The 12,505-nt window shown below is 66.4% G+C and carries 11 protein-coding genes; 3 read left to right on the top strand and 8 right to left on the bottom strand.

Annotated features, from left to right (window positions below; all coding sequences use genetic code 11):
• Positions 1–45: 45 nt before the first annotated feature.
• Positions 46–1,998 carry a lytic transglycosylase domain-containing protein gene (locus tag PVW46_RS26550; protein WP_274578247.1) on the bottom strand — a complete coding sequence of 651 codons (1,953 nt, stop codon included), beginning with the start codon at positions 1,996–1,998 and terminating at the stop codon, positions 46–48.
• Between the two features lie 145 nt (positions 1,999–2,143).
• Here PVW46_RS26550 and dapA point away from each other — a divergent pair, with 145 nt between their 5' ends.
• Both dapA and PVW46_RS26540 read left to right on the top strand, forming a co-directional pair.
• Positions 2,144–3,019: a 4-hydroxy-tetrahydrodipicolinate synthase gene (dapA, locus tag PVW46_RS26545; RefSeq protein WP_043136141.1), complete on the top strand. Its 876-nt coding sequence runs from the start codon at positions 2,144–2,146 to the stop codon at positions 3,017–3,019.
• Between the two features lie 58 nt (positions 3,020–3,077).
• On the top strand, positions 3,078–3,404 hold the full coding sequence (locus PVW46_RS26540) for a hypothetical protein (RefSeq protein ID WP_069209255.1): 327 nt from the start codon (positions 3,078–3,080) through the stop codon (positions 3,402–3,404).
• An 18-nt stretch (positions 3,405–3,422) separates the two neighbouring features.
• Here the strand turns inward: PVW46_RS26540 and PVW46_RS26535 are convergent, their stop codons facing one another.
• The 7 genes from PVW46_RS26535 to PVW46_RS26505 all read right to left on the bottom strand — a co-directional run bounded on the left by PVW46_RS26535 (position 3,423) and on the right by PVW46_RS26505 (position 12,181).
• Complete coding sequence (locus PVW46_RS26535) at positions 3,423–4,742, bottom strand: M16 family metallopeptidase (protein ID WP_069209256.1); 1,320 nt, start codon at positions 4,740–4,742, stop codon at positions 3,423–3,425.
• On the bottom strand, positions 4,739–6,103 hold the full coding sequence (locus tag PVW46_RS26530) for a M16 family metallopeptidase (protein ID WP_043136137.1): 1,365 nt from the start codon (positions 6,101–6,103) through the stop codon (positions 4,739–4,741). The genes PVW46_RS26535 and PVW46_RS26530 overlap by 4 nt, the downstream gene beginning before the upstream one ends.
• 102 nt (positions 6,104–6,205) lie before the next feature.
• Positions 6,206–6,727, bottom strand: a complete 522-nt coding sequence (locus PVW46_RS26525) for a DUF3035 domain-containing protein (RefSeq protein WP_043136134.1) — start codon at positions 6,725–6,727, stop codon at positions 6,206–6,208.
• A 54-nt stretch (positions 6,728–6,781) separates the two neighbouring features.
• Positions 6,782–7,252: a signal peptidase II gene (gene lspA / locus PVW46_RS26520; protein WP_069209257.1), complete on the bottom strand. Its 471-nt coding sequence runs from the start codon at positions 7,250–7,252 to the stop codon at positions 6,782–6,784.
• 206 nt (positions 7,253–7,458) lie between these two features.
• Entirely contained in the window at positions 7,459–9,048 is a 1,590-nt protein-coding gene (gene purH / locus PVW46_RS26515) for a bifunctional phosphoribosylaminoimidazolecarboxamide formyltransferase/IMP cyclohydrolase (RefSeq protein WP_043136130.1), read from the bottom strand.
• A 45-nt stretch (positions 9,049–9,093) separates the two neighbouring features.
• Positions 9,094–10,842 (bottom strand): heparinase II/III family protein, encoded by a 1,749-nt coding sequence (locus PVW46_RS26510; RefSeq protein ID WP_069209258.1) that lies wholly within the window; start codon positions 10,840–10,842, stop codon positions 9,094–9,096.
• A gap of 91 nt (positions 10,843–10,933) precedes the next feature.
• On the bottom strand, positions 10,934–12,181 hold the full coding sequence (locus tag PVW46_RS26505; RefSeq protein WP_069209259.1) for an RsmB/NOP family class I SAM-dependent RNA methyltransferase: 1,248 nt from the start codon (positions 12,179–12,181) through the stop codon (positions 10,934–10,936).
• Between the two features lie 87 nt (positions 12,182–12,268).
• Here PVW46_RS26505 and PVW46_RS26500 point away from each other — a divergent pair, with 87 nt between their 5' ends.
• The gene (locus PVW46_RS26500) at positions 12,269–12,466 is read left to right on the top strand and encodes a DUF1674 domain-containing protein (protein ID WP_043136122.1); all 198 of its coding nucleotides are present in this window, start codon (positions 12,269–12,271) and stop codon (positions 12,464–12,466) included.
• Positions 12,467–12,505 lie beyond the last annotated feature (39 nt).

Here is a 12,505-nt window from a genome sequence, read left to right as displayed (position 1 = left end):
CGCAGGTCCAGAGGGGGCAGCGCCCCCTGCCCCCGCCGCCACCTGTCAGTCCAGCACCGCCTTCAGCGTGCCGCCCACAAGTTCCTGGCTGAAGGGCACCGGGTGCGGCGGCTTGCCCAGCCGCGCGCGGTAGACCGGCAGGCTCTCGGTGACGCGCATGACGTAGTTGCGGGTCTCGTCGAAGGGGATCATCTCGATCCAGTCGATGATGTCGATGTCGCCTTTGCGGGGATCGCCAAAGCGTTCCATCCAGCCGATCGGCCGTCCCGGCCCCGCGTTGTAACCCGCCGCCATCATCACCGCGTTGCCGTCGAACCGCTCCGACAACCCGGCAAGATAGCGCGAGCCCAGCTTGGCGTTGTAGCCCGGATCGGTCAGCAGGCGGTCAAGGTCGTACTCCAGCCCAAGCTGGCCCGAAACCAGCTTGGCCGTACCGGGCATCAGCTGCATGTAGCCGCGCGCACCGACCCCGGAAATCACCCCCGGATCGAATTCGGACTCACGCCGCGCGATCGAGAGCACCAGTTCCTTCGGCACCGGGTATTCACCTTCGGTCACCTGCGGATCCAGTGCGTAGTAGGGGCCCGGCAACTGGATGCCGAACTGTGCCGCACGCTTGCCCAGCATGACCTGGATATGCGGACGGTTCATCTCCATCAGCATCATACCCATGCGGCCCATACCCTCGCGGTCCAGAGACTCGGCGAGGTGTGTCAGGAACCGCTCTCCCAGGTTGGTCTCTCCTGCGGCCAGCAAGAGCACCGCCGCCTCAAAGACGCTGGACTTGGTAAAGTCGGCCTGACGCCAGTCCGGAAAGGCCTCGTTGCCCGCCAGGGTCGGGTCCGGTGGCAGGCCCGCGCGCTCCGCAGCCAGCAAACCGTAGAATGACGTCTGGTACTCGGCCCCGATCGCATAGGCCTCTTTCGCCTTCTCGGCCTCGCCCGCCGCCTCGTAGGCACGGCCCAGCCAATAACCCCCGCGTCCGACGGAGATCGGCGTCCAGACCCCCTCGCGGAAATTCTCGAAGTGCATCACGGCCAGGTCGGCCCGGTCGAGGAACCGCAGCGCGATAAAGCCCGCGATCCATTCCAGCTCGGCAAATTCGGTGCCTTCGACCAGCCAGTGCCGGGCGGCGATCTCGTAGGCTTCGGCATAGGCGCCTGCGCGCATCCGCTCGCGGGCCAGGTCGATCCGCTCGGGCGCCCAGGCCCAGGGTTCGCCCAGCCCCGCCGGGCTGACCGACTGCGCACGCAACAATTCGATGGCGTCTTCGGTGCGTCGCTTGCGCACCCGCCACAGGAACCGCTCGTAGGCCAGGCCCGGGTGATCGGCCAGTTCCTCGGGGACCTTGGCGATCAGCGTATCCACACCCGGCGCAGAAGATCGCAGCGCCAGCCGCGCTTGTGCCAGTGCCTGCCAGCCCTCGTCGACAAGACCCATCATCTGGCCGGCATCGCGGCTCCACCCCTGCCACAGCGCCATGTCAAGGCGGGCCTCGTGATGGTCGCGCAGGATCTCGCCCCAGGTGGTCAGGAAGGCGCGTCGTTCGTCCGAGGTCATCGACAGCGTGCGCCAGGCCAGAACGATGTCGGCCTGGGCCGCGCCCTCGTTGCCTTGCGCCATATGCGCCTTGGCCAGGGACAAGGCGCCGCTGCCGGTCTGCGGCAGCGCGTCGGCAAAGAAGGCCCGGATCTCGTCCAGCGAGGCCTCGGACATGGCGGGTTCGGATTTCTCGCGCAGGTAGGGCAGCCCCGGCCAGTCCGGGTGGCGCGACAGGAAATCCTGCACTTCGCGCGCATCGCCCCGCCCCGCCCTAAGAGCGTGCCATAGGATCACGTCCACCGCCGCCTGCCCGTCGCCGCGCGCCGCGATTCGGGCCGCCGCCCAGTTGCCCTCGCGCATGGACTGCATGGCCTTGGCCAAAGAGGCTCCGCGCTCCTGCGCAAATGCCGGCAGGGCGGTGACGAACAGCAACAACAAGGCAAGGAGACGTGACATCGACTTGCTTTTTCCGTGATGAAAAGGAATAGACGCTTCTTGCAAAGGATACGTCCGGGGCGGACTCGTGCAACTCACATAGTCGCGGGGTCGGCGGGTTTCCACCGCAAGCCGCACCAGGCCGGAAAAATGAAAGGAGCGTGTCATGTTCAAAGGTTCAATGCCTGCCCTGGTCACGCCGTTCAAGGACGGCGCCGTGGATTTCGACATGCTCAAGAAGCTGGTCGAATGGCACATCGAGGAAGGCTCGCACGGGCTGGTTCCCGTGGGCACGACCGGAGAAAGCCCGACGCTGACGCACCGTGAACACGAAGAGGTCATCGCCTGCGTGGTTGAGGCGGTCGCGGGACGCATCCCGGTGATCGCCGGGGCCGGGTCGAACAACACCGACGAGGCGATCCGCTTTACCGAATATGCCGCCAAGGTCGGCGCCGATGGCGCGCTGGTGGTGACGCCCTATTACAACAAGCCGACCCAGGCGGGGCTGATCGCGCATTTCAAGGCGGTGCACGACTGCGCCGACATCCCGATCATCATCTACAACATCCCCGGGCGTTCGGTCGTGGACATGTCGCCGGACACGATGGGCGAACTGGCCAAGCTGCCGCGCATCGTCGGCGTCAAGGATGCCACCGGCGACCTGGCCCGCGTCTGCCAGCAGCGCATCACCTGCGGCCAGGACTTCCTGCAGATCTCGGGCGAGGATGCCACCGCGCACGGGTTCAACGCCCAGGGCGGGGTCGGTTGCATTTCGGTGACCGCGAACGCGGCGCCCCGCCTCTGCGCAGACCTGCAAGAGGCCTGCCTGGCCGGTGACTACGGCAAGGCGCTGGAGATCCAGGACCGGCTGATGCCGCTGCACCAGGCGATCTTTACAGAGCCGGGTCTCTGCGGCGCCAAATACGCCATGTCGCGGCTAGGCCTGTGTTCGGACGAGGTGCGCCTGCCGCTGGTGCCGCTGACCGAAGGGACACGCGCCAAGGTGGACAGCGCCCTGCGCCACGCGGGCCTGATGAATTGACCTGGGGGGGGCGAAGCACATTCTGCTTGGCCCTCACTCGCTCCGTGCCAGGAAACGCATGATCCTGGCAGGCGTGGCAGGCTTCATTGTGTTCTTCGGAATGTATCTCGGGCTTGAATATGCCTTCGGCGTCCGATCAGATTTGATTGCGTTCATGAGCAGTTTGTCCATTGGGTACGCAATCTGGATCCTGATGTTTCGGCTTCTTATGCCGGTATTCACGATGCATGAAACTCGCGCCGGACGCATTCCCATGCTGGAGCCAAGATATGTTAAGGCTTCCGATACGCGACTTAATCGTTGGTATTTGTTCCTACCCCAAGACGGCGATTTTGCGGAGGCTCTCAAAGCCCGTCTTGAACAGATGCAATCGGGCGAGAAATAATCCCGCCCCGATTGACTGTTACTGCCCCACCGTCGCCTCCAGCCCCTCGGGCTGGCCGACCACGACAAAGTGCAGTTCCTCTGGCTTCATCAACTCGCCCGCCACGCGCTTGACGTCTTCCAGCGTGACCGCCTCGATCTTGGCGTTGCGCGTCGTGATGTAATCGGGCGACAGGTCGTCCATCTGCATGCCCACCAGGATCCGGGCAATCGGCGCGTTGCCGTCGAACCGTAGCGGATAGGCGCCGGTCAGGTAGGTCTTGGCGCGCTCCAACTCCTCGGGCGTCGCACCCTCGGTCGCCATCTTGGTCCATTCGTCGCGGATCACCTGCACCGTCTCGGCGATGCGGTCATTGGCAGAAGCCACGCGGCCCAGCATCAGTTCCGCGTGCTCGCGCGGCGAAAGGTAGGAATAGACGCCGTAGGTCAGGCCCCGCTTCTCGCGCACCTCGTTCATCAGTCGGGCCTCGAATCCGCCGCCGCCAAAGATCGTGTTCAACACATAGGCGGCAAAGAAGTCGGGATCGTCCCGCTTCATTCCCTTGTGGCCGAAGATCGCCACCGATTGCGGGGTGTCAAAGGGCACCACGGTCACGCCGGCCTCGGTCTGCACCTCCACGTCGGCGGGCTGCGGCGCGCCGGTTTCGGGCAGGTCCGAGAACAGCTTGTCCAACAGCGCGCCCAGTTCCTCGGCACTGATGTCGCCTGCGGCGCCGACAAAAACGCGATCCTGCGCCAAGGCGGCGCGATGCGCATCGACGATATCGGCCCGGGTCAGTGCGGTGACACTGTCGACCGTGCCGTTCTGGTTGGTGCCATAGGGGTGGTCGCCAAAGACCAGCTCATAAAAGGCATCGCCCACGATCTCGTCCGGGTCGGTGGCGTCGGAGCGGATACCGGACAACACCTGCGCGCGGACACGGTCGATGGCAGCCTCATCGAAACTGGGCGAGACCAGCGACGAGCGCAGCAGGTCCACGGCTTCGTCCCGCGTCTCGGTCAGGAACTTGGCCGAAACGCTGACCGTATCGTCGCCAACGTCATAGCGGAACTGTGCCGCGATCCCGTCACGCGCCTCGGCAAAGCCGCGCGCATCCAGTTCGTCGGCGCCTTCTTCCAGCAGACCGACCATCAGGTTGGTCGCCCCACGCTTGCCCGGCGCATCCAGCGACGCACCGCCCAGGAACCGGATTTCCAGCGCAACGAAGGGGATAGACGGCTCTTCGACCAGCCAGGCCTTGAAGCCACCGGGGCTGGTCACCTCCTGGATCTCGATCTCGGCATGGGCGGCGAAGCCGGCACAGATCAGGCCGAAGGCAAGGACAAAGCGGCGGATCATTGGGTCACCTCCTGCTGCGGGGTCTGTGCGTCCGGCGCCATCAGGTAGCCGGTCACGGAATGGCGGCGGTCGAACACCTTTTGCGCGGCGGCCACGATGTCCTCTCCGGTCACGGCCTGCAAGACATCGGGCCAGTCCTGCACGTCTTCCACCGTCAGGCCGGTGGTCAGCGCATTGCCGTAACGCCGCGCGATGCTGGCCGGGTTGTCCAGCGCATAGATCTGGGCCGCCTTGATCTGGAACTTGATCCGGTCAAGCTGGTCGGGGTCGATCCCCTCCGCGATCACCTCGGCCAGCACCTCGTCCAGCGCGGTTTCCGCCTCTTGCAGGCTCACCCCCGCTGCCGGCACCACGACCAGCGTAAAGCTGGACGCATCCAGCGTCGTGTCGTCGTAATAGGCGTCGGTATAGACCGCGACCCGGCTTTCGAACTGCAGTTTCTGGGTCAGGACAGAGGTCTGCCCACCGGCCAGGACCTCCGACAGGATGGCCAGCGCGGCGGCCTCCTGCTGGGCGCCGCTGGTGCGGGCCGGGGCCAGGTAGCTGCGAGTGATATAGGGCTGCGAGACGCGCGGATCGGTATAGGTCATCCGCCGTTCCGACAGGTGGCGCGGTTCCGTCGGGCGGGCGCGCTCCCCAAGATCAGGATTGGCAGGCAGGGGGCCATAGTGTTCCTCTGCCAGGGTGCGCACCTCTTCAGGCGTCACGTCCCCGGCCACCACCAGGATGGCATTGTTGGGCGCGTAGAACTGGCGATAGTAGGCCAGCGCATCGTCCAGGTCCAACTGCTCCATCTCGTGCCGCCAGCCGATCACCGGCGTGCCGTAGGGATGGTTGAGATATAGCGCGGCGTCCTTCTGTTCGCGGAAGAGCGCCCCGGGGCTGTTTTCCACCCGCATGTTGCGCTCTTCGATGATCACCTCGCGTTCGGTCAGGATATCGGCCTCCGACAGGCGCAGGTTGACCATGCGGTCAGCTTCCATCTTCATCATAAGGCCCAGCCGGTCGGCCGCGACGCGCTGGTGGTATGCGGTGGTGTCGTAGCTGGTAAAGGCGTTGTCGGTTCCGCCATTGAGCGCAACCGTGGCGCTGAACTCTCCGGGCTCAAGCGTATCGGTGCCCTTGAACAACAGGTGCTCCAGGAAATGCGCCACCCCCGACGATCCGGGGCGTTCATCCGCCGATCCCGCGCGGTACCAGACCATGTGGACCACGACCGGGGCGCGGTGATCCTCGATCACGACAACGTCCATGCCGTTGTCCAGCCCGAAGGTCGTGACCTTGCCGGCCTCCTGGGCGGAAACGGCGACAGGCGCGGTCATTGATAGGGCGAAAGCGAATAACAGGGTCAGTCGGCGCATGCGGCATCCTCTGGTTTTCCGGATGTCGCATTAGGTACGCGCGGCGGCGGCAACTTCAAGCCGGAGTTACGGTCTCGTGACCGGCGCGCGGGGCGCGGTTCCTCATTCGGGCGGCGCGGCGGGTGTCGTGGCCCCGGCACGGCGATAGACGCGCAACCAACGATAAGGGTCCAGCGTCTCGCGCCTGTAGGCGCGATTGTAGTCGTCCTGCGGCACGATCGACCAGTTGAAGATCGACTTGGAGCGACGGAAATCCGCGTCTTTCTGGGCCAGTTCCTGGCGCACGCCCGGATCGCGGCCAAAACGGCTGGCGCGCTGGATCAGTGCGCCGTCGCCCGCCGGAACACCCGGGCCGCTGGCCACAAGGCGCGAAGGATTGCCACCCAGCGCGGCAACAGCGTCTGCCTTGGGCGTCTGGTCGGTCCGGTTGGGACCTCCCGGCGTGGGCGGCGGCAGTTGCGCATAGCTTTCCGGCTGAACCAGAGGCTTGTTCGGAACGATGGCGAACTCCTCCGGCTCTGCGCTGTTGGTGCGCAGATCGTGCAGGGGTTTGTCACGGTCGATCGCCGAACAGGAGGCGATACCCGCCAGGCCAAGGATTGCAACAAGATGCGCGCGCCGCATCGCTTCCCTCCGAATTCCGAGTTTCGCCAGCCTTACCCCATCTCGGGACCGGCGTCACGGGGCCTTTTTGCGCGATGGAAAAAGGATCAGCCCGAAAGCGCCGATAAAGATCGCGATGTCCGCGACGTTGAAAGCATAGGGATTGTCGATGCCGCAGCACGACATGTTCAGGAAATCCGCCACCGCACCGTAAACCAGCCGGTCGATCACGTTGCCCAGCGCCCCGCCGATCAGGAAACCGGCCGAAATCAGGCCCATGACGCCCGGGGGATCTCGACGCATCCAGACCACGACGAACAGGACGATGCCCATCGCAACGGAAATCAGGATCCAGCGGGTGGCCGCCGCATCGCCCGAGAACAGTCCGAAATTGACACCATAGTTCCAGGCCATGCGGAAGTTGAGGAAAGGCGGCAGGACTTCGATGGCCAGCTTGTTGCCAAGCCCCATGACATGCACGACCAGGTATTTCGTCACCTGGTCCAGCAGGAAGATGACCAGCGTCACCCAGAACACCAGCCTCAACCCGCCAGTTCGTTTCGCCGCCTGTGCCAGAACCGCCTCCCGCTTTTTTCGGTCGCAGACCTAGTGGGCCGCAACGGGGCGCGCAAGCGGCTTTGCCGCCCCGCGCCCCGCGTCAGGTTTCTTCCGGGTACAAATACCCGGAGGAGCCGCCGCCGGTGACGGGGGTCATGCTGGAAGCAAGCCCCCCGCACGACGCCCCCTGCCCCTCAGTGGCGGAAGTGACGCATGCCGGTAAAGACCATCGCCAGCCCGGCCTCGTCGGCTGCGGCAATCACCTCGTCGTCGCGCATCGAGCCACCAGGCTGGATCACGCAGCTGGCCCCCGCTGCTGCCGCCTCCATCAGCCCATCGGGGAAGGGGAAAAACGCGTCCGAGGCCACGGCAGAGCCCTGCGTTAGCGGGGCGGGCAGGCCCAGCGCCTCGGCCATTCGCTCGGATTTCTTGGCCGCGATCAGCGCCGAATCGACCCGGCTCATCTGGCCCGCGCCAACACCTACCGTGGCCTGGTCCTTGACGTAGACAATGGCGTTGGACTTGACGTGTTTCGCAACCTTCCAGGCAAACAGCAGGTCCTGCATCTGCGCCTCTGTCGGGGCGACCTTGGTCACCACCTTCAGGTCGTCCAGCGCGCGGGCGCCATTGTCGCGGTCCTGCACCAGCAGGCCGCCGGCGACCTGCCGCCAGGCCAGACCGGCGGATGCGGGATTGGCAAGACCCGGAGCCAGGATCAGGCGCAGGTTCTTCTTCTTGGCAAAGATGTCCTTTGCCTCCTGGTGGATGGCCGGCGCGATCACGACCTCGGTAAAGATCTCGGAGATCGCCTCGGCGGTCTCGCCGTCCAGCGCGCCGTTCAGGGCCACGATGCCGCCAAAGGCCGAGGTGCGGTCACAATCGAAAGCCTTCTGGTAGGCCTCCAGCATGCTGCCACCGCGCGCCACGCCCGAGGGGTTGGCATGTTTGATGATCGCGCAGGCCGGGCCGTCGCCGGGCAGGAATTCCGACACCAGCTCAAAGGCCGCATCGGTGTCGTTGATGTTGTTGTAGCTCAGTTCCTTGCCCTGAAGCTGTTCGGCGGTCGCAACGCCCGGACGGTTGGACCCGTCAGTGTAGAACGCCGCGTTCTGGTGCGGGTTCTCGCCGTAGCGCAGGCTTTGCGCCAGCGTCCCGGCGAACACGCGGCGACGCGGAGTCGCCTCGCCGATGGCAGCGGCCATCCAGGTGCTGACGGCGGCATCATAGGCGCCGGTGCGGGCATAGGCGATCTGCGCCTGCCGCTTGCGGAATTCGATCGAGGTCAAGCCGTCGTTGGCATCCAGTTCGGCCAGCAGCGCGTCGTAATCCTCGACATCGACAATGGTGGTAACAAAAGCATGGTTCTTGGCCGCGGCGCGGATCATCGCCGGGCCGCCGATGTCGATGTTCTCGATGCAGGTGTCATAATCGGCGCCCTTGGCCACTGTCTCCTCGAACGGGTAGAGGTTCACGACCAGCAGGTCGATCGGCACGATGCCATGTTCGGCCATCGCCGCCGTGTGCATCCCGTTGTCGCGCAGTGCCAGCAGCCCGCCATGCACCTTGGGATGCAGCGTCTTGACCCGACCGTCCATCATCTCGGGGAAACCGGTCAGGTCGGCCACGTCGCGCACCTCCAGCCCTGCCTCGCGCAGCGCCTTGGCGGACCCGCCGGTCGAGAGCAGCTCTACCCCCCTGGCGGCCAGCGCGCGGCCCAGGTCGGTCAGGCCGGTCTTGTCGGATACGGAAAGCAGCGCGCGGCGCACGGGCTGAAGGTCGGACATGGAGGATCCCCTCGGAAGGTCGTTCTATTGCGGCAAGAGACCGTGTCAGGCGGTCTCGTCCACCTCGTCGCGGACCAGGTCACGGACGGCAAGGGCCGTCTCCTGTGCCTTGGCCAGCGACCAGCGGACGCGCGTCGCATACTGCATCGCGCGCCCGGATAAAACGACCTGCTTCGTCGCACGCGGCTGCAATCGTCCCTTTTCCAGGTAGACAGAGGGTTCCAGCGCCATGTCCACCGCCCCGTCAAAGCGGAACACCCAGATTTCGCCAGAGCGCAGCGCCATCGAGACGGCAGTGCCGCCCATGTCCAGCGCCACGTCGACATCCGGATGCAGGTGAAAGCGGATCTCGTATGGCAGGCCGGCCAGCTTCATCGAATCCATCGCCCGGTCGAACCGTTTCTTCGATGGCGCGTCGAGAGCCACGAGGTAGTCCTCGCCCCGCAGGCTGCGCCCGTCCAGCGACAATTCCAGGCTGCGCGCATGCGTCAGCCCCTGCACGGTGACATAGCCGTCGTGCCCGCCCTCAAACCGCAGGCTTTCGGGCAGGTGACTCATCTGCACCGGAACATGGCGCGGCGCGTCCTCCAGCAACTCGCGCCGGGCCTCACCGATCCAGCGCGGCGCCCCCAGCCGGGCCGAGGAATAGCCCTGCAGGCAAAGCGTGGAATGCGAGGGCGTGGCGCGACCCGCCCGTCGCCATGCCTCGCCGAACCCACCGCCGGAGCCACAGTTGACGATCACCGGGCGCCGCCCCGAGGTCAGTTCGAACGCCAGGGTCGAGGCATGGGCGCGGGCCGAGGCCGCCCCTGCCGGTGGCGGCGCGGCGTCGACGATGATCGAGGTGCGCATGGCCGAGAGCCGGGCAAACCCCATCGCCAGCCCGTCCGCCTGCCGTTTCTTGTTGCCCGAGGCCGCCAGTGCGCGGTCCAGCCGCCCCTCAAGACCCCGTCCACCACTGTGAAACCGCGCCAGCCCGCCATCGGCATGGCGCAGCGTCCGCAGTGTCGGCGCAATGCGCCCGATCGCCTGGACGTGGCGCGGATCGGGGTCGAGATCTGCCTCCTGCAGCGCCTGCTGCGCCCAGGTCAGCAGGGTAAAGACCTCCAGCAGTTCCTCGGGATTGCGGGTGGGAATGCCGCCCTGCGCATCGACCTGTTTGACGCAATCCGACCCCAGCGCCTCGCGCGCGGGGGCAACATGCGCCTCCATCCCCTGCAGAGAGAGGCCCGCGTATAGCAGTCCGGTCATTGCCTCGAACCGCGGCAGTCCGGGCGCGGCCACATGGGCGCGCTTGGCCAGAAAACGGGTCTGTGCCGCAAGGGCGGTATAAAACGCCTCGCTGTCGTCGGCCTTGCGCCCGCGCAGCAGGAACAGCGCATGATGGATCCAGCGGATCACCCGACGCCCGCTCAGCTCCGGTGTCCAGCCGGGCCCCCGGCCCTTGCCATAGCGACGGACCCATTCCCAGAGCCAGGCCTGCGCCAGCGCCCGCGCCTTGGCATCCCCCACAGCCGCCAGGTCATCGAGCCAGCCGAAACCGTGGATTTCCTCCTCGAAGGCGGGGTCGGGCGGATCTATGGCCCAGATCGACCGCCCCTCGGCCTGCACCAGGTGGCCCGCGAACATCAGGTTCCCGGCCAGCATCTGCCGCCCCCGGGCAAAGAACCCCACGGTGCGCGGTTCAGGTTGAGACACGAACCCTTCGGCCGGACGGGCACCGGCCGACATGCGCGCCTGCATGCGGTTCATCATCCGCGCATGCGCGGTTCGCCAGTTTCGCGCCGTGGACATGGGCCGGTTGCTCTGCGATCTGCCTCGGGTCGCCCGTTTCGGGCTTGTTTGTAGCAGGATACATCGCTCCCCGGCGGAAGTCACCACAGAGTTAACCGCGCGTGAGGACCGCCATGAAGAACCCGTCCATGCCGCCCCTGGACGCCCAATAATCGGGCCGCAGCCGCAGTCCGCCCTCCTCGGACCGCCAGCGGTCCTCGATCCAGGGTGCCTCTGGCGGGATCACCTGCAGGTCCGGATGGCGGGCCAGCGCCTCATCCACCTGGCATTCGCCCTCGTCCGGGATCAGCGAACAGGTGGCGTAGACCAGGCGCCCTCCGGGCTTGAGCAGGCGCAGCGCATGGTCCAGCATCGCTTCCTGCAACCCGATCAACTCGCTGATGCGCTCGCCCTCGTGGGCGTGCGGCAGGTCGGGGTGGCGGCGGATCGTGCCGGTGGCAGAACAGGGCGCGTCCAGCAGGATCGCGTCGTACTGGCCTTCGTGTTCTAGCGCGTCGCCTGCAACCAATGTCGCCGTCAGCCCGGTCCGGTCGAGGTTTTCCTGCACCCGCTTCAACCGCGCCTCGGACAGGTCCAACGCGGTGACCTTGGCCCCCGCTGCGGCCAGTTGCAGCGTCTTTCCACCGGGCGCCGCACACATGTCCAGCACAGGTTGCCCCGCCACATCGCCCAACAGTTTCGCCGGCAGCGCAGCAGCGGCATCCTGTACCCACCAGTCGCCTTCGGAAAATCCCGGCAAGGCACTGACCTGACCCGCGTCGCGCAGGCGCACAGACCCGGTGGGCAGCAGCTCGCCCCCAAGCGCCGAAAGATCCGCGCCCGGCTTCGGTGTCAGGTCTAGCGGCGCACCTTCGAAATGAACACGCTCCATGTTGGCCACCGCCTGGGGCCCCCAGGCCTCGACCAGAGGATCGCGCAGCCATTTCGGCAAGCGCGGGATGCGCAGCTTGCCCCAGGCTGCCGGCCCCTCGTCGGCCAGCTTGCGCAGCACCGCGTTGACCAGACCGCGCGCGCCCTGCGTGCGTTTGCCGGCGGCGGCGATCTCGACACAGTCGCTGACCACGCCGTGCGCGGTCCCGCCCAGGCACAGTTCCACTGCACCCAATCGCAGGATGTTCATGACCCTTGGCGCAGGCGCCTTGCGCAGGTGCGGTTTCAGCAGCCGGTCGGCCCGTTCCATCCCGCGCAGCGTTTCCGTGGCCAGCCGCTGTGCTGCCGCGCGGTCCGATGGCGCGAGGACCTCCAGCCGTTCGCTTTCCGACAGGGGTCGCCCCTGTCCCAGGACCTGGTCCAGCAGGTCGACGGCGGCAAGGCGGGCCGGGCTGGGGGCTTTGGACATGGGCGATCTCCGGAACGGCGGTTGGGGGGCGGGGTTGCCCGACAGACCGGCGGGCGTATATCAAGCAGCACCAGACGAGGAAAGCCCATGTCCGAGACCGACCCCAAGACCGACAGGCCCGATCTCCCCCCCGCCGCACAGCGCGCGCTGGCCGAAGCCGCCGAACGCCGCGCAAGGGCCGAGGCCGAAACGCAGGCCCTCCCCCCGGAACTGGGCGGCCGCGATGGTCCCGAACCCGTGCGCTACGGCGACTGGGAGAAGAAGGGCCTCGCCATCGACTTCTGATCCGGGTGCGCCCGGAAAGTACGCCCAACCTCCCGCGCC

The sequence above is a fragment of the Mameliella sp. AT18 genome (assembly GCF_028807275.1).
GTDB classification, from domain to species: Bacteria; Pseudomonadota; Alphaproteobacteria; order Rhodobacterales; family Rhodobacteraceae; genus Antarctobacter; species Antarctobacter albus.
This window is presented reverse-complemented; position numbering and strand designations above follow the sequence as displayed.